Source organism: Microbacterium sp. A93 (assembly GCF_051842835.1).
The window spans coordinates 597,084-618,763 of record NZ_JBPXMT010000002.1 but is presented as its reverse complement, the minus strand read 5'-3'; the positions used below and the strand labels follow the sequence as shown (position 1 = coordinate 618,763).

Below are 21,680 nucleotides of genomic sequence, written 5' to 3'. Positions count from 1 at the left end.
CTCATAAAATCAGGAGAGGGCCTTATGACTTCACTGCCTCACGGTGACGAGCGTCAGGAGGGGGCGGCGTCAACCCCAGGGGATTGGCCCGCGGTCGACTGGGAGGACCAGTCGTGGGTTCCTACCGCCTCCTGGGGCGTGGCCGCCGGCCGGCAGATCGTCGGGGTGCCCTACCGTTCGGCCCTGCCGCCCATGATCGCGCACCGCAGCCCCCGGCTTTCCCCGCCCGTGCTCCGGGCCGCTGGCCAGGCCACTCTTGCGCTGACGCGACTCGACAGCAAGCTGGGTGAACGAGTGGCCTCGTTCGCCCCGGTCCTCCTGCGGTCGGAGGCGGCGGCATCCTCACAGATCGAGAATCTCACGGCGTCGGCCCGGTCGATCTTCTCGGCGGAGATGGGCGCCCCGTCGGGGCGGAACGCCCAGATGATCGCCGCCAACGCCAAGGCCATGGAAGCCGCCGTTGACATGGCGGAAACGCTGACCGTGGACTCGATTCGCACCATGCACGCCGTCCTGCTGGAGGGCATCCCCCGGCATACTCCGGGTTCCTGGCGGCAAGAGGCAGTGTGGATCGGGCGTCGGAGCGACTCCCCCGTGGGCGCGGAATTCGTCGCTCCCCATCATGGGAGGATCCCCGAGCTGGCGCAGGACCTGGTGGCGTTCGGCAGGCGTGACGATGTGGAACCGCTGGTCTTGGTCGCACTCGCCCACGCGCAGTTCGAGACCATCCATCCCTTCACCGACGGGAACGGTCGCACCGGGCGCGCCCTGGCCCAGGCCCTTCTGCGGGCCCACCAGGTGACCCGGAATGTGGCGGTTCCGGTATCGGCTGGACTTCTGGCAGACGTGGAGGGTTATCACGGCGCGCTGACCGCGTACCGGGAGGGCGACCTGGTCCCGATCGTCGAGGCCTTCGCGCGCGCGGCGCTCCGGGCCGTGCGGAACGTCGAGCAACTGGTCGTCGAGATCGACGAGATCCGCGAGACCTGGGGAAAACGCCTCAAGGCCAGAAGCGACTCCAATGCCTGGCGTGTCCTTGACATCCTGACCAGGTATCCAGTCCTGAATTCAGCCTCCGCCGCAGAGCAGCTCGGAGTTCAGCAGCCGAATGTCTACCCGCCGATGAACACCCTCGAGAAGTCGGGCATCGTCACATCGAAGTCGGTGCACCGGCAGGGGCCGTTCTGGCGAAGTGACGAGGTCCTCGCTGCGATCGACAGGTTCGCGGAACGGGCGGGCAGACGCGAGCATTCCAGCATGTGACGAGGATCCTAGAGCAGGAGATCGACAGACCGGGTCTGAGCCGAAGGCACCCGGCGCCGTAGATCAGAGCCCTCTTCAGCGTGCGCCGGCGCCCATCGCCAGCTCCACGGTGGCTTGGGCGATCGCCATCTCCTCGTCGGTGGGCACCACGAGAACCGGGATGGCGGAATCGGCCGTGGAGATGACCCGCGGGGCGCCCGAGCGCTCGAGGTTCTTCTCGGCCTCGTAGGCGATCCCGAGCGGGGCGAGGCGGTCCAGCACGGCCGCGCGGAACGGCGCGGAGTTCTCCCCGATGCCCGCCGTGAACACCACGGCCTGGGCGCCGCCCACCGCCACGTGGTAGCCGCCCACGTACTTCGCCAGCCGGTAGGAGGCCACCTTCAGGGCCATCCGGGCGCGGCGGTCACCGGCGTGGGCGTTGTCCACCACCTGGCGCATGTCCGCGTGGCCGGACATCCCGAGCAGTCCTGACTCCCGGTTGAGTAACCGGTCCATCTGGTCTGCGTCATAGGAGCCGTTGCGGATGAGGTGGGTGATGATCGAGGGGTCCACGTCCCCGGAGCGGGTGCCCATCACCAACCCGGCCAGCGGGGTGTACCCCATGGTGGTGTCCACGGAGGCGCCTCCGGCGATGGCAGTGGCGGAGGCTCCGTTGCCCAGGTGCAGGATGACGGCGCTGAACTGCTCCCGGGGGATCCCGAGGGTCTCGGCGGCCAGGCCCGTGACGAGGTCATGGCTGGTGCCGTGGAACCCGTAGCGGCGGATCCCGTCCTCCGTGTAGAGGGCGTCCGGCAGGGCGTAGCGCCAGGCCTCCTCCGGCATGGTCTGGTGGAAGGAGGTGTCGAAGACCACCACCTGCGGCATCTCCGGCCACTTCTCCGCAATGGCCCGCAGGCCTTGGGCTGCCGCCGGGTTGTGCAGCGGCGCCAGCGGGGCCAGCCGCTCGATGGCCCGGATCACCTCCATGGTGACCAGGGCGGGGGCCTTGAAGCGCTCTCCGCCATGGACGACGCGGTGGCCGGCGGCGTCGATGGTGCGGCCCCCCAGCACCGTTTCCAGCTCGGCGTTGACCTGCTCGAGGGCCTCGGAGTGGTTGTCCACGCCGGATCCGGGCACGCCGATACGCTCCACCAGTCCGCTGGCGATCACGGGTTCCGCGGGTTCGCCGCCGTCCGGGTGGACCTCGCGCAGCTGGTACTTCAGCGAGGAGGAGCCGGAGTTGATGACGAGGATCAGCATGGGCTCACGCACCCTCACTGGCCGGTTCACCGGCGGGCTGTCCGGACTGGGCCTGGATCGCGGTGATGGCCACCGTGTTGACGATGTCATCCACGGTGCAGCCCCGGGAGAGGTCGTTCACGGGCTTGTTGAGCCCCTGCAACACGGGCCCGACGGCGACCGCGCCGGAGGACTGCTGGACCGCCTTGTACGTGTTGTTGCCGGTGTTCAGGTCCGGGAAGATGAACACGGTGGCCTGGCCGGCCACCTCGGACTCCGGCATCTTCGAGGCGGCCACCGAGGCGTTGACGGCGGCGTCGTACTGCAGGGGGCCGTCCACCTTGAGGTCGGGGTGTTCGTCCCGCACGAGCTCGGTGGCCGTGCGGACCTTGTCCACGGCGTCCCCGGAGCCTGAGCCCCCGGTGGAGTAGGAGAGCATGGCCACGCGAGGGTCCACGCCGAACTGGCGGGCCGTCGTCGAGGAGGCGTAGGCGATGTCAGCCAGCTGCTCCGCGTCCGGATCCGGGTTCACGGCGCAGTCACCGTAGACCAGGGCGCGGTCCGGCAGCAGCATGAAGAACACGGAGGAGACGATCGAGACTTCCGGACGGGTCTTGATGAACTCCAGGGCCGGCCGGATCGTGTTGGCCGTGGTGTGCGCGGCGCCGGAGACCATGCCGTCCACATCCCCCAGCTGGACCATCATGGTGGCGAAGTAGGCGCCCTCCGTCATGATGTCCCGGGCGCGGTCCAGGTCGATCCCCTTGTGCGCCCGCAACCGCGTGTACTCCTCGGCGTAGCGCTCGCGGTCCGGCGAGGTAGCCGGGTCCACGAGCCGCAGCCCGGTCAGGTCCACCCCCTCCTTGGCGGCGAGTTCCCGGACCGCCGCCTCGCGGCCGAGGACCACCAGGTCACAGACGTCCCGGCGCCGCAGGATCTCGGCGGCGCGCAGGATCCGGGGGTCCTCACCCTCGGGGAGCACGATCGACTTCCGGTCCGCCCGGGCCCGTTCGATCAGCGAGTGCAGGAACCGCAGCGGCGTGGTGCGCGGGGCGCGGGGCAGGTCGATGCGCGCCAGCAGCTCGTTGCCGTTGACCCGCTGGTGCCAGGCCCCCAGTGCGGCCGCGGTCTTGCGGGGCTGGGAGCTGGAGAGCTCGCTGCGCACGGTGGCCACCGATCGGGCCGTGCCGAAGGTGTCGGCGAACGTGGTGAAGATGGGGAACGGGGCCTCGGCGTACATGCGCCGGATCTGTTCGTTGGGCTCGATCCCGTTGGTGAGGATCATGCCGGAGGCCACGGGGAACTCCGGGGCCAGCGAGGAGGCCACCGTGGCCAGCACGGCGTCCGAGCGGTCCCCGGAGACCAGGACGAGGGCGCCCTCGCGCAGGATCTGCAGGAAGTTCCCGCCCTCCATGGAGACGGCCTTGACCTCGGAGACGTCCCGGTCCAGGTTCAGGTTGCCGGCCACCTGGGTCAGGCCGAGTGCGCCGGCGATCTCCGCCACCGAGGGCAGGGCCAGCTCCGGCAGCTCCGGCAGCACGTACACCGGCCAGGCGTGACGGCCGGGCCGGATGGCGGCCTCGATGTGGTCCATCTGGGCCGGGTCCGCACGGTTGACCATCATGGCCAGCAGGTCCACGCCCGATTCGTCCAGGGTGCGCCGGACCAGGTCCACGGCATCGGCCGCAGCGGCGCCGTCCGCGCCGGCCGCGGACACCACCCCGATCACGGGGGTGCCCAGGTGGCGGGCCAGCTCGGCGTTGAGGTCCAGTTCCACCGCCGGGTCGGAGCCGGTCAGGTCGCTGCCCTCGACCACGATGATGCTGCAGTTCTCCGCCATCTCGTCGAACAGGGCCACGCAGCGTTCATGGATCTCGTCCGTGCGGCCCTCGGCCGCCAGCCGGCGCGCGTCCGCCGCCGTCACGCCCCCGGCGGCCAGGCCGGCGTCGAGCCCGTAGTTCTCCCGCATCAGCTGGACCATGGGATCGGTGTCCACGGAGTCCCCGGGCACGATGGGACGGAGGTAACCGATGCTGCCGGAGCGTTTGTAGAGGGAATCGGCGAGTCCCAGGGTGACGAGGGACTTGCCGGCCCCGTTGGTGGTGGTGGTGACGAAGATACCGTGGCTCACAGGTCAACACACTAGTCTGTGGGTGTCACCGCACGTTGCTGTCATGAGGGGTACGAGGGGTAAGTATAGATGTCACGAGACAACTCCGTGGACCGGGGTCATCCCGTCCACAATCCGAATATCGTCGGCTTCACCGACGCCGAGATCAACGAGACCCCGGTCAAGGTCAAGTGGAACTCGCTGGGCCCGGGCATCGTCGCCGCGGCCACCGGCGTGGGGGCAGCCGACTTGGTGGCGACCCTGACGGCGGGATCCCGCTACGGCTACATGCTGATGTGGGCCGTGGTCCTGGGCGTCATCTTCAAGATCGTCCTGGTGGAGGGCGTCGGTCGTTACTACCTGTCCACCGGCAAGACCATCTTCCAGGGCTGGCGCACCCTCGGGGTGTGGACCAGCTGGTACTTCGGCATCTACATCATGATCTGGGGCTTCGTCTACGGTGCCACCGCCATGAGTTCCGTGGCACTGCCCCTGGCGGCGCTGTTCCCCGGGGTGAACTCGATGATCTTCGCCGTCGCCTCCGGCCTGATCGGCATGGGGCTGGTGTGGCTCAATCGGTATGGGCTCATCGAGAAGCTGATGACCGTGCTGATCGGCATCATGTTCGTGGCCGTGCTGGCCTCGGCCATCATGGTGGGCCCGAACTTCGGGGACATGCTCGCCGGCCTGGTCCCGCGCATCCCCGAGGAGGAAGGGTCCATGTTCTACGTGCTCGGCCTGGCCGGTGGCGTGGGCGGCACCATCACCCTGGCGGCCTACGGCTACTGGCTCCGCGAGAAGGGCTGGAACGCCCCGAAGTGGATGAAGGTGATGCGCTTCGACAACTCCGTGGCCTACATCCTCACCGGCATCTTCGTCATCGCGACCATGGTGCTGGGCGTCCAGCTGCTCTATACCTCCGGACTGGAGATCTCGGCCAGCGACGAGGGTCTGCTGGACGTCGGCGACCAGCTGGCCCTGCGCTTCGGCGAGCCCTTCGCCGTCCTGTTCCTCGTCGGCTTCTTCGCGGCCTCTTTCTCCTCCCTGCTGGGCGTGTGGCACGGCGTCTCGCTGATGTTCGCCGACTTCTGGGCGAACTTCCGCAAGCCCGCCGACTCCCTCGACCAGGACGACGCGCCCTCGCTGGAGTCCAAGCCGGCCCGGTTCTACCTGCTGTGGCTGACCATCCTGCCGATGTCCCTGCTGTTCCTGGACCGTCCGATCTTCCTGATCCTGCTCTATGGCACGCTCGGGGCGCTGTTCATGCCGTTCCTGGCGGTCACCCTGCTGTTCCTGAACAACCAGCGCAAGCTGGTGCCGTCCCAGTTCCGGAACAACTGGCTGCACAACGGCCTGCTGGGTCTCACCACGTTGGTGTTCGTGGTCCTGGGGGTCCAGCAGCTCATCAACGCGCTCGAGCCGCTGTGGGCGGGTAGCTGACCGGACGGGCCGGACGGGCCGGAAGGCACCGGCGGCCCGCCCTGACCCCCGGCCCGCGTGGTGGGGCAGACTGGGTGCATGATCATCGCCTTCTCCGTAGCCCCTTCCGGTACCCCGAGTCCCGACGGTCCGGGGGCGCAGCACCCGGCCGGGGACGGCTCCGTGCATGACGCCGTCGCCGCCGCCGTCCAGGTGGTCCGGGACTCCGGCCTGCCCCACCGCACCTCCTCGATGTTCACCGAGATCGAGGGCGAATGGGATGAGGTGATGGGGGTCGTCAAGGACGCCGTGGAGGCGGTGGCCCCCTACGGCTCCCGGGTCTCCCTGGTGCTGAAGGCGGACATCCGGCCCGGTCATACCGGGGAACTGGACGGCAAGATCGAGCGCCTCGAACGGGCCCTCGGGAACCGGTGAGCCGGGCGGAGGACCAGGGGCCCGACGCCGGCCGGTCCGGTCCGCGGCACAGCGGCACCCGGTACTTCGTCCGGGATGCGGCCGCCGCCGACCTCGAGGCCGTGCTGGCCATGAAGGCCGCCGCCTGGCGCGAGGCCTACGGGCACCTGCGGGATGAGTCCTTCTTCGAGCTCGCGGAGGCCACCCTGGACCGCCAGGTCGAGCACTGGCGCGGTCAGCTGGCGGCAGGCCACACCCTGTGGCTGGCCGAGGATGCCCGCGGCCGGTGCGTCGGCCTGGCCACGGCCGGCCCCGCCCGGCAGCGTGCGGCGGCCGGCGGACCGCTGGCGCCGCCCGCACAGCCCGAGCGGCCCGGAACCGAGCTCTACGCGCTCTACGTGCTCTCGGAGGCGCAGGGCAGCGGCGTGGCGGAGGCGTTGATGGCCCGTGCGGTCGGAACGGAGTCCTGTCTGCACTGGGTGCTGTCCGAGGACGCGCCCGCCGGGGCCTTCTACGCCCGGCACGGCTTCACGGCCGTGGGGGAGCCGGTGCCGATGGAGGGGCCATGGGCCGGGCTGGACGAGCAGCTGCTGGTGCGCCGTGGGGCGTGACCGCGGCGGCCGCGGTGGCGGCAAGACCGGCACCAAGACCGGGTCCCAGATCGAGCCGGGCGTCTTCCCGATCGATGCCGGCACCGCCGAGATCACGCGGGACCCCTTCACCGAGGGGGCCTGGCTGCTGACGCTCAACGGGGCCGAATCCTCGCAACTGAACCCTGACACCCCGTTGGACCTCGGGTTCGAGTACATGCGCTGGATCGCGGCCGTGATGATGCACCGCTGGGAGGCCGGGGAGCCCCTGCGGATCCTGCACCTGGGCGGGGCCGGGTGCACCCTGGCCCGCTGGGCGGCCGCCTGGTATCCGGCGGCGCGGCAGACCGCCGTCGAACTGGACGCCGGCCTGGCTGCCCTGGCCCGGGAGCGGTTTGCCCTGCCGCGGGCCCCGCAACTGCGGATCCGGGTGGGGGAGGCCGGTGAGGTGCTGGGCGCTGCGTATCCCGGCAGTCGGGACGTGGTGATCCGGGACGTGTTCGCGGGAACCCGGCCCGAGGACCAGGCCACTCCGGCGCACCTGCTCGGGGTGGAGGCCGCCGAGGCCGCCGCGCGCGTGGTGGGGGACGGGATCTACCTCGTGAACCACGGTGGCGGGCCGGATCTGACGGCGGCGCGCCGTGAGGCGGCCACCCTGCGAGAGGCCTTCTCCACCGTGGCCGCGTTGGCGGATCCGCAGATGCTCAAGGGTCGGCGCCGCGGCAACATCGTCTTCGCTGCGAGCAACGGTCCGCTCACGGGGGGCGGGGACTCCCGCCGTGACGCCTTGGTGCGGCACCTGCTCTCCGATCCGCTGCCCACGCGCCTCGTGGACCCCCTCGAGGCCTTCGCGGCCGGGGCCCGGCCCTTCGGTGAACCGCTGGACGGTGGCTAGACTGGAATCACCATCAGCCCGTGTCAACGAGGACTACGGGGATGACTGACAGGAGGCCGTCATGACCGGTTCGCAGGAACAGGACAACATCCCCCTCAACGTGGACCGTGCCACCACGCACGGGATCGTCGTGGGTGTGGACGGCTCAGAGCAGTCGGTCTCCGCGGCCAAGTGGGCCGTCCGTGAGGCCGAACTGCGTGGCCTGCCGTTGACCCTGGTCACGGCCTACACCATGCCCGTCTTCGCCGCCTCCGCCCTGGAGGCCGGCTACGGCGTGCCGGATGACACCCTGATCCGGGACGGCGCCATGCAGGTGCTCCAGGGCGTGGTCAACCAGCTGGGAACCCTGAAGGTGCCGCTGGTGCACCGCGTGGAGATGGGGGACGCCGCCGGGGTCCTGGTGGACTACTCCGCCGAGGCCAACCTGCTGGTGGCCGGTACACGAGGCCGCGGCGGCTTCTTCGGCCGGCTGCTCGGATCCGTGGCCTCCGCCCTGCCGGCGCACTCCAAGTGCCCTGTGGCGATCATCCCCAAGGGGGAGCACGCCTCCCGGGCCGCGGCCGGTGCCCCCGTGATCGTGGGCGTGGACGGTTCGGAGCAGGGCCGGGTCGCCGCCCTGGATGCCGCCCTGGAGGCCGATATCCGGCAGGCTCCGCTGCGCGTGGTGATCGCCATGCCCCCGATCTCCGGGGCTGTCGCCTGGCTGCCGGCCACCGTGGACGAGCAGTCCATGGTGGAGGAGATGCGAGAGAAGCTCGAGGCCGGCGTGCAGTGGCTGCGGTCCGAGTTCCCCTCCCTGGAGATCACCGCGGACATCGTGGACGGCGTTCCGGTGGACGTCATGGTCAACGAGTCACGGACCGCCCGGCTCACCGTGGTCGGCACGCGGGGCCATGGTGGCTTCACCGGCGCCCTGCTGGGTTCCACCTCCCAGGGCGTGATCACCCATGCGCACGGCCCCGTCCTGGTGGTTCCGTACATCAAGGACAGCCGATTGGCCCGCCGCGCGAGCTTCGGCCCCACCTTCTCCTGACCCCTGGCACGTTGAGGGCGATCCCCATCGGTGGGGATCGCCCTCACAACGTCTGGGGACGACGTCGGCCGGCACCTACCGCAGGAATCCTGCGGTAGGTGCCGGCCGACGTCGTGCCAGGGGTGTGCCGTGCCCCGACGATGCGGGGGGCGGCAGCGGGCTCAGTAGCGCCCGGCGTAGGCGTGGATGTTGTTGACCCAGCTCAGCGGTGTCACGGAGATCCCCACGTTGGGGTTGCGGGCGTGGACGACCTGGCCGTTGCCGATGTAGATGGCCACGTGGTACATGCTGGAGCCCCCGTTGGAGGACGAGAACACCATGTCACCGGGCTGCAGCTGGGACAGCGGGACGTACTGCTTGGCGGCCCGGTACTGCTGGGTCGAGGTGCGGGGCAGGTACTTGCCGGCGGCCTCGAAGGCATCGCGGGTGAAGCCGGAGCAGTCGTACCCCTTCGGACCGTTGCCGCCCCAGGAGTAGTAGGAGCCGGGTTCATTGGCCTTGTTGATGGCCCAGGTGATGGCCGTGGAGGTCCACGGGCCGGCGGCCTGGGTGGGGGGCGGGGTGGGCTTCGGCTTCGGCGCGGCCGACTTGGTGGGCGTGGCCGTGGGCGTCGGGGTGGGGGCCGGTGCTGCCGTCCGGGTCGGAGCCGGGGTGGCCGTGCGCGTCGGAGTGGCGGTCGGGGTTGCGGTCCGGGTCGGCGCCGGGGTGGCGGCCGGCGTCGGCGTGGCAGCTGGGGCGCTCGGCGTCGGCGTTGCAGTCGGGGTGGCGGACGGCGTGGCGGCGGACGGCGTGGCGGCGGGGGTGCTCGGTGTCGCGGTGGCAGACGGCGTGCTGACGGCTGCGGCCGGGATCACGGGTGCAGAGGTGACCGGCGCCGTGCTGGCCGGATCGGTGCTCGCACTCGGCGCGGCGGGCTCGGGGGACGGGGCGGCGGCTGCCTCCTCCGCCTGGCGCGCGGAGGTGGCGATGGCCTCCTGCAGCGCGCTGTCCCGCTCGGACTGCTCCATGGCCTGGACGGAGGCGGTGGCCTCGGCCACGGTGAGGTCCTCCAGGTCGGCGAGCAGGGCGATGAGCTGCGTGCGGTCCGCCTCATTCTGCTGAGCGGCTTCCTCCGCGCGGCGGGCGGCCTCGTCCAGCCGGCGCTGCTGCTCCTCGGCGCGGGCGGTCGCCTCGGCCTGGGCGGTCTTCGCGGCCTCGGCCTGGCGGGCGAGCTCCTCGGCCTCGGCGGCCTGCCGGGCGGTCTCCTCGGCGGCGAGGGCCTTGTCCCCGGCGACCTTGTCAGCGGTCGCCTGGCGGGCCAGGACGTCGTCGTCGCCCAGCAGGACCTCTGCGGCATCGGAGCGGCCGCCGCGGTACATGTCGGCGGCCACGGTGCCGGACTCGTCCTGGGCCTTCGCCGCAGTCTCCGTGGCGGCATCCGCACGGTGGCGGGTGGAGTCCGCGGTCTCGTTGCGCTCAGCCAGGGCCTCGTTGGCCTCCCGCAGGTTCTCGTTCGCCTGCTGGGCGCGGGTCTCAGCCTGGCGCTCGCGCTGGGTGGACTGCCGGATGGAGTCCTGCAGCTGCTCGCCCATGGAACTCTTGGCCGCCGGCTGCTCCTTGGCGGCCGCCACGTCCTCAGGGGCCGGGATCGCCGGACGGGAGATGTCCGCCTCGGTCTGGGTGGACTGGTCGGTGCGCTGCAGGTTCGCCTGGACGGTGTCCGAGGAGGCCTCGAAGACGGCAGGAAGGGATGCAGCGGCCAGTGCGGTGGCGGCTACGGCGGCCACCACGGCGGTCACGCCCACGGTGCGGCGGGTGTTCACGGCAGTTCCTCACTGTGGCGCCCGTGCGAGTGGGATTGGCAGGTCCGGCGACCAGGGGTGAGCCGGACCAAGGTGCGAAGTGGTCACATGTCCGTCACGGAAATACATCGCGATGGTCACGTGGCCTGCCATAGAGGCGCCACGACAGTGAGGATAGTTGTACTTTTGTCACAAAAGCAACACGGACCTCATGAGAATCATAAACAACACCCGTGTCATTTCTGCACTTCTGTCAGGCGTGTCGCCAGATTCAACGCGCGGCGCGGGCGGCTAGCCCCAGCCCAGCTCATGCAAGGTATCGTCATTGATCCCGAAGAAGTGGGCGACCTCGTGGACCACCGTGATCGTGATCTCGTCCACCAGTTCCTCCCGGTCGCGGCACATCCGTAACAGCGGGCCGCGGAAGATCACGATCCGGTCCGGAAGCTGGAAGGGCATCTCGGCCCGCTCGGTCAGGGGGATGCCGTCGTAGAGCCCGAGCAGCTCCGTCTCCGGGTCCTCCCAGGGCTCCGGTTCGTACTCCTCCTCCACGAAGACGGCCACGTTGGACAGGCGCCGCGCCAGCGCCTCCGGGATGGCCTCGAGGGCATCGGTCACGGCCTGATCGAACTCGGCCTCGGACATCGTCTCGCCGACCGGGTCCGTTCCGTCCGATGGTTCCGATGGCTCGGACGGGGGCCCCTCCTGATGTCCCTCCTGATGTCCATCCTGATGTCCAGCCTGGGGCGTGTCCGGCGGTTCGTCCGATGGGGGGAAGCTCTCGTGGTTCACCCCTCCATCCTGCCCGCACCCGGTGACCCGCGAGGCATCGTCAAGGGGAGGATGCCCCGGGCCGGGGCGCAGGTTTGCGGTTCAGCCCGGAATCCGCCTACACTTCGACAGGTCCACTTCGGGAACCCGAAGTGCTCTGGCCCCCATCGTCTAGAGGCCTAGGACACCGCCCTTTCACGGCGGCGACACGGGTTCGAATCCCGTTGGGGGTACGCAGGAACGAAGTCACCCGGCCTTTCGGTCACCTGAACAGCAATGGTCAGGGCCTCGGAAATGGTCTGGTAGAGTTTGTTCTCGCACACTGGCCCTGTAGCGCAGTTGGTTAGCGCGCCGCCCTGTCACGGCGGAGGTCGCGGGTTCAAGTCCCGTCAGGGTCGCTCGGATGTTCCGATCGCCGGTTCCACCGGTCCGGAGGATTCTGGTGATCACCGGTCTCGGCCGGAGTAGCCAGGCTCTGTAGCTCAGTTGGTAGAGCGTTCGACTGAAAATCGAAAGGTCACCGGATCGACGCCGGTCGGAGCCACTGAAACCCCGCGTAGCTTCTACATCGCGGGGTTTCTTCACGTCCAGGCCCGAGTGGTGATGTCGCCCGGGGGTAGGTCGAGGGCGGGCCAGTAGAGGCCGGTGGGGAATAGACCCCGGTCGGAGCGGGGTTGCACCTAGGGATGCACCCCTCCCGATCGCAAAGGACACAACATACCGTGGCAGTCCCCCTGAGCATTCTCGACCTCGTCTCCATCTCTGAGGGCTCCACCGCCCGGGACGGTATCGCCGCCTCGATGGCCGCCGCCAGGGTGGCCGATGATGCCGGTTATGCACGGCTCTGGTTCGCCGAGCACCACAACACGGTGAACCTGGCCGCCAGCGCCACGGCCCTGCTGATCTCCCAGGCCGCCTCGGTCACCGAGCGGATCCGCGTGGGCTCCGGCGGCGTCATGCTGCCCAACCACGCGCCCCTCATGGTCGCCGAGCAGTACGGCACCCTGGCCAACCTCCACGGCGACCGGATCGACCTCGGTCTCGGGCGCGCCCCGGGCACGGACATGATGACGGCCCAGGCCCTGAGCCGCTCCTCCGCCGAGCCGCAGGCCTTCGCGCAGAGCATCTACGACCTGCAGGGATGGTTCAGCCCCGAGGGCCAGCCCACAGCACCTCCATCTCCTCCGCCGTGTCCGCCGGCACCGAGGTCCCCCTGTGGGTGCTCGGCTCCACCGTCAACGGCGCCTCGATCGCCGGCCAGCTCGGCCTGCCGTTCTCGCTGGCCTCGCACTTCGCCCCAGACCAGATCGATGACGCGATCGCGGTCTACCGGGACAGCTTCAGCACGGAGGCCCCCACCGCCCAGATCGAGACGCCCTACGTCATGGCCGGCATCAACGTGATGGTGGCCGACACCGATGCCGAGGCCGAGCGCGAGTACACGACCCTCGGCCAGATGTTCGCGGACCTCCACAGCGGCCAGCGCCGCAAACTCCAGCCACCCGTGGACCCGGCCGGGGCGCCGGGCCTGGACAACCCCATGCTCCGGATCAAGGCGGTGGGTGCACCGGCCACCGCCGTCCGGCAGCTGGAGGAGTTCGTGGAGCGCACGGGTGCCGACGAGCTGATCACCGTCACCTACGCCTACGACCCCGCCGTCCGGGAACGCTCCCTGAAGCTGCTGGCAGAGCACTGGTTCTGAGCCCGGCCCTGGTTCTGAGCCCGCCAGCGGCGTCAGGAATGGGGCCTCAGCGCTTCAGGAACCACGCGGCGCAGTCGGGCATCAACTGGCCCTCCTGCAGGGCCTCGTCAGGGTCGAGGCTGAAGATCGCCGCGGCATAGTCCTCCGGGACGTCCACCGCGGTCTCGCCCAGATTGGCCAGCACCAGCACCACCTGTTCCGGGACCCGCTCCCCGGAATCGAGGTCCTGCCCGTGCTGACCGCCACCGGTGGTCGCGATGAAGGCCAGCACCCCGTGCTCCGGGCTGTGCAGGCGGGACCAGGCGAAGGCTCCGGTGCCCAGGTCCAGTTCCCCGCGGACCGCCAGCAGCTCCCGGTACAGCTCGAAGGTCGAACCGGCGACGCCGACCTGCTGGTCCGCCGCATAGGTCCCGAAGGACGCGGGCTGGGGCAACCAAGGTGCCGCGGGAGCGCCCGCTGCCGGGCCGGCGTCGTGCCCCTGCTTCTCCCCGGAACCGGAACCGATGCTGAAGCCGAACCCGGGCGCCCCGGCGCGCCAGGGCATGGGCACGCGGCAACCGTCCCGGCCCGTCTCCGAGCCCTGGGTGCGGAAGAAGGTGGGGTCCTGGCGCAGGGAGTCCTCCAGCGTGGTGTGCTCCGGTAGACCCAGCTCATCACCCTGGTAGATGTAGGCGGAGCCGGGCAGCCCGAGCTCGATCATCGCGGCGGCCCGGGCCCGCTTCCAGCCCAGGGCCTCATCCGGCTGCTCGTCCTCCGCCCCGATCCCCGCGGGGTAGCGGGTGGGATCGGTCAGCCCGAAGCGCGAGGTGTGGCGGACGGTGTCATGGTTGGAGAGCACCCAGGTGTTCGGTGCACCGACCTTCGCCGCCTCCTCGAGGGAGTCCGTGATCGCCTCGGACAGGCGCACCGCGTCCCAGCCGGCCAGCAGGAAGGTGAAGTTGAACGCCTGGTGCATCTCGCCGGGGCGGACGTAGCGGAACAGGCGCTCGAGCGGGGAGACCCAGGCCTCGGCCACCAGCACCGGATCGTGGTCATACCCGGCCAGGACCCGGTTCCAGTCCCGGTAGATCTCGTGGACCCCGTCCTGGTCGTGGTACGGGACCGGCTGGTTGCCCGTGATCATCCCCGGGCGCTCGTCATGGTCCGGCAGGCCTTCCGCCTTGACCAGCCCGTGCGCCACGTCCACGCGGAAGCCGTCCATGCCGCGGTCCAGCCAGAAGCGCAGGATGTCCTCGAACTCGTCCGCGACCTCGGGGTTCGCCCAGTTCAGGTCCGGCTGGGAGGAATCGAAGAGGTGCAGGTACCAGTCCCCGGGCGAGCCGTCCGGGTGCTCGGTCCGGGTCCAGGCGGGTCCGCCGAAGGTGGACTGCCAGTTGTTCGGCGGCTCGGCGCCATCGGGGCCGGTGCCGGGCCGGAACATGAAACGGTCCCGGGCCGCGCGGCCCGGTGCGGTGGCCGGGTCCGCGGCCAGCGCCTCGGTGAACCACGGGTGCTCGGAGGAGGTGTGGTTGGGGACCAGGTCCACGATCACCCGGAGCCCGGCGTCATGCGCCGTCGTCAGGAGCTGCTCCGCATCCGCCAGGGTGCCGAAGCGGGGGTCCACGTCCCGGTAGTCCGCCACGTCATAGCCGCCGTCCTTCTGCGGGGAGACGTAGAACGGGGAGAGCCAGAGCGCGTCCACGCCGAGCTGCTGCAGGTAGGGCAATTGGGCCGTGACCCCGGCCAGGTCCCCCATCCCGTCCCCGTCCGCGTCCGCGAAGGAACGGGGATAGACCTGGTAGATCACGGCATCCACCCACCAGGGGTTCACCGGGTGGTTGCGTGCCTCGGACGGTGGGGTGCTCAGCGGTCCCGTGGTCATGGGGCCAGCCTAGTGGCACGGCCCGCAGTCAGTCCTGTTGGCCCCGCGCGGCCTGCCGGTCGGCCTTCTTCTGTTCCTTCTGGCGCTTGCGGTCGGCCTTGATGATCAGGGCCCGCTCGATGGAATCCATGTCGTCGGTGATCCCGAGCCGTTCGTTGTAGTCCTCGATCCGCTCCGACTCCCGTTCGAGCAGGGTCCTCTCCCGCAGTCCTTCGACCTCAGCCTCACCGACCAGGCGGGCGATGTCCTTCAGTGCCCGCCGACGGCGCTTGGAGTCCGGTGCCGACTTGACCCGGTCGATGTCCGCATCGGTCCAGGGGTTGGTCTCCGGATCGATCTTAGAGCGGAGTGCCCAGTTCTTGAACCAGGCCGGCGTCCACGCCAGCGGCCACCAGAAGAAGGACAGGGCCACCAGTGCCACCGGGACCAGGAACACGTTCCAGACGGCCTGCCGGGCCCCTTCCATGCCCCAGGCCTCGAAGAACACCGTGGGCAGCAGGGTCACCAGCCCGATGCCGATCATCGCCAGCATGAAGGGCCAGGTGTTGTGGTGGGAGACCTGGAAGGGGAAGTGCGGCAGGATCGCCCAGGTGCGGGTATCGCCGTTGAGGCTCCGCCAGACGACGTAGAACACCAGCGCCGCGGCCCCGCTCACCAGCAGGAGCATGCCCCAGTAGGCCGGGATATAGACGATAGGGGCGAGCCATTCGGGCATGAGGGAGTCCTTTCGGGACCGGCAGTGGTTCGCCACCCACGGTACCGCCCGTCCGGGTGGTCACACGGCCGGCCGGTGAGCGGTCAGGTCAGCCGTACCGGCCGGTCGTAGAGGATCGCGGCGATGGCGTCATCCAGCTGGTCATAGACGTACACGGACGGTGTGGGGACGACCCACGTGGTGGAGTCCTCCGAGCCCACGCGGTACAGCCCCAGCGGGCCCCCGTGAAGGTAGGCATAGGGCTCCACGGCGGATTCCGCACCGTGGGCCGCGAATTCCCAGGTGAACCAGTTCTGCTCCCACAAGGCCTTGAGGACGGCGTTGGCACCGGCCGGTGGCTCGGTGTTGCCGGCCCACCGCTGGGCGAACTGCTCCTGGCTCAGGCCGGCCGGCAGGGCGGGCAGAGCCCAGGCCGGGCCCACGCCGGCCCAGGCGGCCATATCCCGTGCCAATGCGGAGAGCGGCAGGATCTGGACGTTGACGTGCTCGGGGGAGGGCGCCCCCGCATCCTGCAGCCCCGTCTGTGCGTGGCAGCCGGGCCCGGCCGCCACCAGGACTGACGGGCCATAGGCCCATGCCTGGTAGTGGGACTCGCCCCCGGCGCCGGCGCCGCTGATGCGGAACGAGGCATCCGGGTCCTGCAGGTGGAGCTGGATGAACTCCCCTGCCTCCGTGAGCTTGGTGCCCTCCACCAGCCCGGCGCGGGCCAGGTCATCCAATTCGGCACGGTAGTCATCCGCCTGGAGGCGGCCGACCTTGAAGCCCTCAGCCATCTCGTCCACCAGGGCGAAGGAGGCACCGCGGACCCACTCCCCGGCGTAGTCATAGTGCTGCTGACGGCCCAGGCCGCTGATGGACTCGACCGGGTATCCGAGCTCGGAGGAGGCCAGGGCGTCCAGCGCACCATCCGGCAGGGTCCTGTCCACCGGTGTCGGCGCCATGACCGACTCGGCCAGGGCCAGGGAGGAGGCGATCTGTTCCAGTTCCGGGGCCAGGAACATCCAGTCCTGGGCGGCGGTGGTCCCCGTGGCCTGGACGGCCAGGCCACCCTCGATGAACAGCCACTCGGTCGTGCGGAGGATGTCCCCGGAGGAGGGAGAGACGTGCGTGTACGTGATGGCCCGGCCCTCGGCGGCGGCGTCCTCGGGCAGTTCCCGGTCCCGGTTCCACAGGGTGACGTCGATGAACTGGACGTCCGTCAGGGTCTGGGCCAGGTTGCCTACGGCGGAGGCCAGGAACTCCGCCATCGAACCGCTGTAGGGATTCAGCGTCACCACGAGGTTCGGGGCGAAGACACCCTCCTTGGCCTTGAGGACGGCCAGCAGCTCGATCTCATCCCGGATGTCCTCCGCACTCCAGTGCTCGGGCAGGGTCATCTGGGCCCGCTCGGTTCGTCCCGTGATGATCACTGAGGCCATGGGGGCACCCCTTCCGTTCGGGCTCACCAGCCGAACAATTTCTTGCCGATACTCTTGCCGACATCCTTGATGCCGTCCACAACCTTCTCACCCGCATCGCCGATGGCCTTGCCGGCGTCCCCGAAGGCCTTGCCGGCACCACCCTGGCGCCAGTCATTGATGAACTCGCCGGCAGCGGCCCCGACCTTGCCGCCGACGTAGTCGCCGATCACCCCGCCGACGAACCCGCCGACCGCGGCACCCACGCCCGGAATGGGAATCAGGGCCTGTCCCACGGCGGCTCCCGCCGCCCGGCCGACCACGCCGCCGACCACCTTGCCCGCGTTCTCTGCGGTGCCCTCGATCGCGGTGGACACCCCTGCCTCGTGACGGATCTCCCCCTCGGTGGCATTGGGGTTGGCCCGCAAGGCCTCGTTGTAGTTCTCACCGTAGGACTTGTAGTAGGTGGCACCGAAGTCCAAGGCGCCGAAGGCCTTGCCGCCGTACTTGAGCAGCTTGCTGTTCCCGGCCTTGTCGAGGAACTTCTTGGCGTTGTCGAACTTGCCCATCTGGGCCCGGACCCTGTCCGGGATCATGGCGCTGCTGCGCCCGCCGACGTTGAACTCGACCTTCCACTTGCCGTTGACCTTCTTGACGGAGTTCAGCTGCACGAAGCGGCCGGCCTTGGAGTTCTTGATCTTGTTCAGCCCCGTCAGCACCGAGGTCGGCATGGCGGCCATCAGTGCACCGCGGTAGTGGTCCGCCGCGTGCGACATGCGCTGGACGCCGGACTCGTACCAGGCGTCCAGGGACTTCACCCAGCTCTTGTCCGCGAAGGAGCCGGCGTCCGGAATCTGGTCCTTGAACCATTTCGGCAGGAACTTGTTCGTGAGCGAGCCCTCTGTGTGCACGTCCTTCCAGCCCGGCACGCCCTCGTGGACGAACCCGGAGAGGGTCTTGGCGTCAGCCCTCCAGATGAATCGCATCCGGCCCTGGCCGGCCCCACGGAACGAGGCGCCACGGTCCACCCACGTGGTCGCCAGGCCGTAGGACTTCTTGATCAGGGCGACGTTCTCGGCCAGGTTCTTGGGGCCGTCCTTCATCACCGTGGGAGTCGCCTCGTCGATGGCAGCCACGCAGGTGTCGATATACCCCTCGTAGGTCTCCTTGGCGGTGTTGAGGTCGCTGACCAGTGCGTACCGGGCTGAAGGGGTCCGCGTGGCCGGCAGGATCGTGCCCTCCCCGGTGGCCTCGGCCGTCTGGGTGGAGCTGTACTGCCGGGCCGGGAGGTTGTTGAAGGCCTCGACCCTGGACTTCAGGTTGCTGTGGGTGGGCTCGAAGCCGGTCAGACTCGTGCCGTAGGTGTCCATGGCGCCCTTCAGCGCTATCAGGCCGTCGTACAGTGCCGCGCCCAGCGGCTCGACGTTGTCCCGCAGGGCGGTGACCATGGTCTGCATGTCCGGCTCCGGAATGGTCAGGACGCCCTCGCCCGAGAGTTCTCCCCACGTCGTGTTGGCGTCCTGGTACGCCTCATCCATGGTGTCAGCGTCGGTCTCGTAGCCCTTGGCGGCTTCCTTGACCCCCTGCCCGTCGGGGAGGGGATCCGGGAGGTAGCTGGTGAACGTGATCGGGGATACCGATTCTCCTGCTGGGACCGTCACCAGTCATATCCTTCCGTGTTGGGGGCAGCGCCCTGTCCGTCCGCGGCGGTGGAATCGCTGGAGGTGTAGTCAGGGACGTTGTCGTACTGGCCGTTCTCCCATTTCATGTCCTCCACGGCCTTGTCCCGGGCCGCGTCAGACATGTCGGTGTCCGCGTTGTCATAGATGTTGATCACGTTGTCGGTGCCGTCGAAGATGTTCTCCGCGGTGCGAACCATCGTGACCGTGAAGGGGTGCAGGAAGTTGGTCTGTGCGTTCTTCAGGGCCGTGTTGATCTTGTCCTCGTCCGCGGCGTCCGCGACCGCTTCACCCGTGGTCTCCAGCGTGTTCTCCATCCCGTTGAGGTCGTCGAACCGCCCCCGTGCCCGCTGCACGATCGGCCGCGCCGCATCCGGGTCGATGTCATAGTCGCTCCAGGCCATGTGCCCCCTCCTCTGTCGCTTCGTGGTGACGGTGACGCGGTGACGTCCTGCCATGGTCCTGCCGTAGATTCCAGCAGAATTGCCCGAGGGCCGCGATGGGGAGTCCTCCCCATGCTCCCGTTCTGCCTGTTCCTAGCTGGCCCGCCCCCGTTGCCGCACCGGCAGCCAGCGGCGCACCATGCGGTGGTTGGCCACCACGGCGGCCTCGGCGTCGCCCTCCTCGAGCGCCTCGATCGCGGTGCGGACATCGAACGGCGAATCGTCCGGCCACACCAGCCGGGCCAGCCCGCCGTAGTCCAGCTCCACCATGGAGTCCGGGTGGAAGGCCTCGAGCCAGGACACCAGGAGCGTCAGGTCCTGCAGGAGGTCCATGTCCGGGGCATGCAGGGACAGCACGACGGCGGCGCGCCGGGCCCGCTCCAGGGCCAGTCCCAGCGGCACGGTGATGCGCACGCTGTCCGGGGCGGCCGGGTCCCCGAGCACGCTCACCCGGTCCTGTTCCTGCACCAGCGCGAACCACCCGGCCGGCACGCCCCAGACCGCGGTGCGGGTGTACACCTGGTGCAGCCCCTCACGGTCCGCGAACTCCAGCCGGCCGGCGAGCCGTTCCGCATTGGCCTGACGGGCCGCCGTCGGGACCAGCTGCTGGAAGATCTGCGGGCGCAGCGACTCGGTGAGCTGCTCGGCCGCGAGCTCGCAGCGCAGTGCCATCTCGTCCGGGCAGAAGTACTCGGACAGGGGCGCGTCGGGGTTCTCGCGGTTCCCGCCGGTGGTGTCACCCTCGCTGGAGCCGTCGAGGCCGGAGGCCGGGACCCGCAGCACCCGGACCAGGTCATGGCCGTGCGGGAAGGGGTCGATCACATCACGTAGCAGGCGCCGCTGCGCCCGCCGGCCGGCGTCGGCCTCGGTCTCCGCGCGCGATCGGCTACGGGCCCGCTGGTACCGGGCCTGGACGGCGTCGGGAAAGGCTGCGAGCGGCTGGTAGACGCGCAGTTCGGACTGGTACTGCATGCCCGGCCGGCTCAGGCCCCGAGCTCCACGACCACGGGCGCGTGGTCTGAGGCGCCTTTGCCCTTGCGCTCCTCACGGTCGATCCAGGCGTCCGTGACGGAGCCGGTGAGGGCGGGCGAGGCCAGCACGAAATCGATCCGCATGCCCTGCTTCTTGGGGAAGCGCAACTGGGTGTAGTCCCAGTAGGTGTAGGTCCCGGGGCCGGGGTGGCGGGGGCGGACCACGTCCTGGAAGCCGGCCTCCTCGAAGGCGTGGAAGGCGGCACGCTCAGCGGGGGAGACGTGCGTGAGGCCTTCCTCCAGGAAGTACTGGATGTCCCAGACGTCCTCGTCCTGCGGGGCGATGTTCCAGTCGCCGGTCAACGCCAGGCGCAGTGACGGGTCGGCCGCCAGATCCGCGGCGGCCTGCTCCTTCAGCACGTGCAACCACTGCAGCTTGTAGGGCATGTGCTCGTCCTGCAGGCCGCGGCCGTTGGGGACGTACAGGGACCACAGGCGGAGAGCCTCGTCGCCGGAGCCCACGGTGGCCGCGATCGCCCGGGCCTCCTGGACGGGGTCCACGCCGCCCTTGCCGAAGGCCGGCTGGCCGGAGAAGGTGCGCTCCACATCTGCCAGGCCGACGCGGGAGGCGATGGCGACGCCGTTCCACTGGGAGAAGCCGAAGTGGGCGACCTCGTAGTCCATGCGCTCGAAGAGCTCCCAGGGGAAGTTCTCGTCCTTGCACTTGGTCTCCTGGATGGCCAGGACATCTACATCGGTGCGTTCGAGCCAGGACTCGACGCGGTCGGCGCGGGCGCGGAGGGAGTTCACGTTCCAGGTGGCGATCTTCACCCCGCCAGCCTAACGAACCTCCGCGGGTGGGCTCACTGGGTGCTGGGGGAGGGTGCAGGAACTGGGGGTGTACAGAGGGCCGCGAGGTTGCTAGGTTAGTTACATAAGTAATGGACCAACCTACTGACTGACCGCGAAGGAGCGCCACATGGAGATGGATGCCTCGCAGCCGATCTTCCGCCAACTGGCACTCCGGATCGAGCAGGGGATCGTGGACGGGACCTATCCGGAGGAGACCCAGGTCCCCTCCACCACCGAGTTCTCGGCCTTTTTGCGGATCAACCCGGCCACGGCGAACAAGGGGATCAACCTGCTGGTGGATACGGGGATCCTCTACAAGAAGCGGGGGATCGGCATGTTCGTGGCCCACGGGGCCCGGCAGCAGCTGCTCAGCTCGCGCCGAGAGGGGTTCGCCCAGCAGTACATCCGCCCGCTCCTGGCCGAGGCGGCCCGGCTCGAGATCACGCCGGAGGACCTGTCCGGGATGATCCGCCGTACCGCCGCCGAGGACGCGCCCACCCCGAATCTCACCTCCGCCGCCCCGCCCACCCTGACCTCACCCACTCCGGCCCCACCCACCCTGTAGG

19 protein-coding genes, 3 tRNA genes and 1 pseudogene are annotated in these 21,680 nt (G+C 69.6%); 12 read left to right on the top strand and 11 right to left on the bottom strand.

The genetic code is table 11. From position 1 onward, the window contains the following. Positions 1 to 24 precede the first annotated feature (24 nt). On the top strand, positions 25 to 1,263 hold the full coding sequence (locus ACSU1G_RS07145) for a Fic family protein (protein ID WP_439279222.1): 1,239 nt from the start codon (positions 25 to 27) through the stop codon (positions 1,261 to 1,263). A gap of 75 nt (positions 1,264 to 1,338) precedes the next feature. On the opposite strand, the gene ACSU1G_RS07140 is transcribed toward ACSU1G_RS07145, so the two are convergent. Then, positions 1,339 to 2,502, bottom strand: a complete 1,164-nt coding sequence (locus ACSU1G_RS07140; protein ID WP_439279221.1) for an acetate/propionate family kinase — start codon at positions 2,500 to 2,502, stop codon at positions 1,339 to 1,341. A gap of 4 nt (positions 2,503 to 2,506) precedes the next feature. After that, positions 2,507 to 4,612 (bottom strand): phosphate acetyltransferase, encoded by a 2,106-nt coding sequence (gene pta / locus ACSU1G_RS07135; protein WP_439279220.1) that lies wholly within the window; start codon positions 4,610 to 4,612, stop codon positions 2,507 to 2,509. A 69-nt stretch (positions 4,613 to 4,681) separates the two neighbouring features. Between pta and ACSU1G_RS07130 the strand changes: the two genes are divergently transcribed. From ACSU1G_RS07130 to ACSU1G_RS07110, 5 genes are all read left to right on the top strand, one after another. Next, a complete protein-coding gene (locus ACSU1G_RS07130) occupies positions 4,682 to 6,031 on the top strand; it encodes an Nramp family divalent metal transporter (protein WP_439279219.1) in 1,350 nt (449 codons plus the stop codon). A gap of 78 nt (positions 6,032 to 6,109) precedes the next feature. Further along, positions 6,110 to 6,445 carry a thiamine-binding protein gene (locus ACSU1G_RS07125; RefSeq protein ID WP_439279218.1) on the top strand — a complete coding sequence of 112 codons (336 nt, stop codon included), beginning with the start codon at positions 6,110 to 6,112 and terminating at the stop codon, positions 6,443 to 6,445. Further along, positions 6,442 to 7,035 carry a GNAT family N-acetyltransferase gene (locus ACSU1G_RS07120; RefSeq protein WP_439279217.1) on the top strand — a complete coding sequence of 198 codons (594 nt, stop codon included), beginning with the start codon at positions 6,442 to 6,444 and terminating at the stop codon, positions 7,033 to 7,035. The genes ACSU1G_RS07125 and ACSU1G_RS07120 overlap by 4 nt, the downstream gene beginning before the upstream one ends. Next, positions 7,025 to 7,909 carry a spermidine synthase gene (locus ACSU1G_RS07115; RefSeq protein ID WP_439279216.1) on the top strand — a complete coding sequence of 295 codons (885 nt, stop codon included), beginning with the start codon at positions 7,025 to 7,027 and terminating at the stop codon, positions 7,907 to 7,909. The genes ACSU1G_RS07120 and ACSU1G_RS07115 overlap by 11 nt, the downstream gene beginning before the upstream one ends. A 61-nt stretch (positions 7,910 to 7,970) precedes the next feature. Continuing rightward, positions 7,971 to 8,942, top strand: a complete 972-nt coding sequence (locus ACSU1G_RS07110; RefSeq protein WP_439279215.1) for a universal stress protein — start codon at positions 7,971 to 7,973, stop codon at positions 8,940 to 8,942. Between the two features lie 161 nt (positions 8,943 to 9,103). On the opposite strand, the gene ACSU1G_RS07105 is transcribed toward ACSU1G_RS07110, so the two are convergent. Both ACSU1G_RS07105 and ACSU1G_RS07100 read right to left on the bottom strand, forming a co-directional pair. After that, a complete protein-coding gene (locus tag ACSU1G_RS07105) occupies positions 9,104 to 10,744 on the bottom strand; it encodes an NlpC/P60 family protein (RefSeq protein ID WP_439279214.1) in 1,641 nt (546 codons plus the stop codon). Positions 10,745 to 11,014: 270 nt separating this feature from the next. Continuing rightward, positions 11,015 to 11,368 (bottom strand): metallopeptidase family protein, encoded by a 354-nt coding sequence (locus tag ACSU1G_RS07100; protein ID WP_439279213.1) that lies wholly within the window; start codon positions 11,366 to 11,368, stop codon positions 11,015 to 11,017. A gap of 286 nt (positions 11,369 to 11,654) precedes the next feature. Between ACSU1G_RS07100 and ACSU1G_RS07095 the strand changes: the two genes are divergently transcribed. The 5 genes and pseudogenes from ACSU1G_RS07095 (at position 11,655) to ACSU1G_RS07075 (ending at position 13,196) form a co-directional block, all read left to right on the top strand. Further along, a tRNA-Glu gene (locus tag ACSU1G_RS07095) sits at positions 11,655 to 11,727 on the top strand. Between the two features lie 91 nt (positions 11,728 to 11,818). Continuing rightward, positions 11,819 to 11,892: transfer RNA gene (locus ACSU1G_RS07090), tRNA-Asp, on the top strand. A 73-nt stretch (positions 11,893 to 11,965) separates the two neighbouring features. After that, positions 11,966 to 12,038: transfer RNA gene (locus ACSU1G_RS07085), tRNA-Phe, on the top strand. A 142-nt stretch (positions 12,039 to 12,180) separates the two neighbouring features. After that, positions 12,181 to 12,603 (top strand): annotated as a pseudogene (locus ACSU1G_RS07080) (MsnO8 family LLM class oxidoreductase); the annotation flags it as partial. A gap of 32 nt (positions 12,604 to 12,635) precedes the next feature. Beyond that, positions 12,636 to 13,196 carry an LLM class flavin-dependent oxidoreductase gene (locus ACSU1G_RS07075; RefSeq protein ID WP_439279212.1) on the top strand — a complete coding sequence of 187 codons (561 nt, stop codon included), beginning with the start codon at positions 12,636 to 12,638 and terminating at the stop codon, positions 13,194 to 13,196. Positions 13,197 to 13,242: 46 nt separating this feature from the next. Here the strand turns inward: ACSU1G_RS07075 and ACSU1G_RS07070 are convergent, their stop codons facing one another. The 7 genes from ACSU1G_RS07070 to ACSU1G_RS07040 all read right to left on the bottom strand — a co-directional run bounded on the left by ACSU1G_RS07070 (position 13,243) and on the right by ACSU1G_RS07040 (position 21,093). Next, complete coding sequence (locus tag ACSU1G_RS07070) at positions 13,243 to 15,057, bottom strand: glycoside hydrolase family 13 protein (RefSeq protein WP_439279211.1); 1,815 nt, start codon at positions 15,055 to 15,057, stop codon at positions 13,243 to 13,245. A gap of 28 nt (positions 15,058 to 15,085) precedes the next feature. After that, positions 15,086 to 15,772: a hypothetical protein gene (locus tag ACSU1G_RS07065; RefSeq protein ID WP_439279210.1), complete on the bottom strand. Its 687-nt coding sequence runs from the start codon at positions 15,770 to 15,772 to the stop codon at positions 15,086 to 15,088. Between the two features lie 83 nt (positions 15,773 to 15,855). After that, complete coding sequence (locus ACSU1G_RS07060; protein WP_439279209.1) at positions 15,856 to 17,190, bottom strand: hypothetical protein; 1,335 nt, start codon at positions 17,188 to 17,190, stop codon at positions 15,856 to 15,858. A gap of 23 nt (positions 17,191 to 17,213) precedes the next feature. Next, positions 17,214 to 18,830 (bottom strand): hypothetical protein, encoded by a 1,617-nt coding sequence (locus ACSU1G_RS07055; RefSeq protein WP_439279208.1) that lies wholly within the window; start codon positions 18,828 to 18,830, stop codon positions 17,214 to 17,216. After that, the gene (locus ACSU1G_RS07050; protein ID WP_439279207.1) at positions 18,827 to 19,252 is read right to left on the bottom strand and encodes a DUF6507 family protein; all 426 of its coding nucleotides are present in this window, start codon (positions 19,250 to 19,252) and stop codon (positions 18,827 to 18,829) included. The genes ACSU1G_RS07055 and ACSU1G_RS07050 overlap by 4 nt, the downstream gene beginning before the upstream one ends. Positions 19,253 to 19,384: 132 nt before the next feature. Then, positions 19,385 to 20,263, bottom strand: coding sequence for a hypothetical protein (locus ACSU1G_RS07045; protein WP_439279206.1), 879 nt, complete (start codon positions 20,261 to 20,263; stop codon positions 19,385 to 19,387). 11 nt (positions 20,264 to 20,274) lie between these two features. Further along, positions 20,275 to 21,093 carry an exodeoxyribonuclease III gene (locus tag ACSU1G_RS07040; protein ID WP_439279205.1) on the bottom strand — a complete coding sequence of 273 codons (819 nt, stop codon included), beginning with the start codon at positions 21,091 to 21,093 and terminating at the stop codon, positions 20,275 to 20,277. A 148-nt stretch (positions 21,094 to 21,241) separates the two neighbouring features. Here ACSU1G_RS07040 and ACSU1G_RS07035 point away from each other — a divergent pair, with 148 nt between their 5' ends. Next, entirely contained in the window at positions 21,242 to 21,679 is a 438-nt protein-coding gene (locus tag ACSU1G_RS07035; RefSeq protein ID WP_439279204.1) for a GntR family transcriptional regulator, read from the top strand. Position 21,680: the final 1 nt, after the last annotated feature.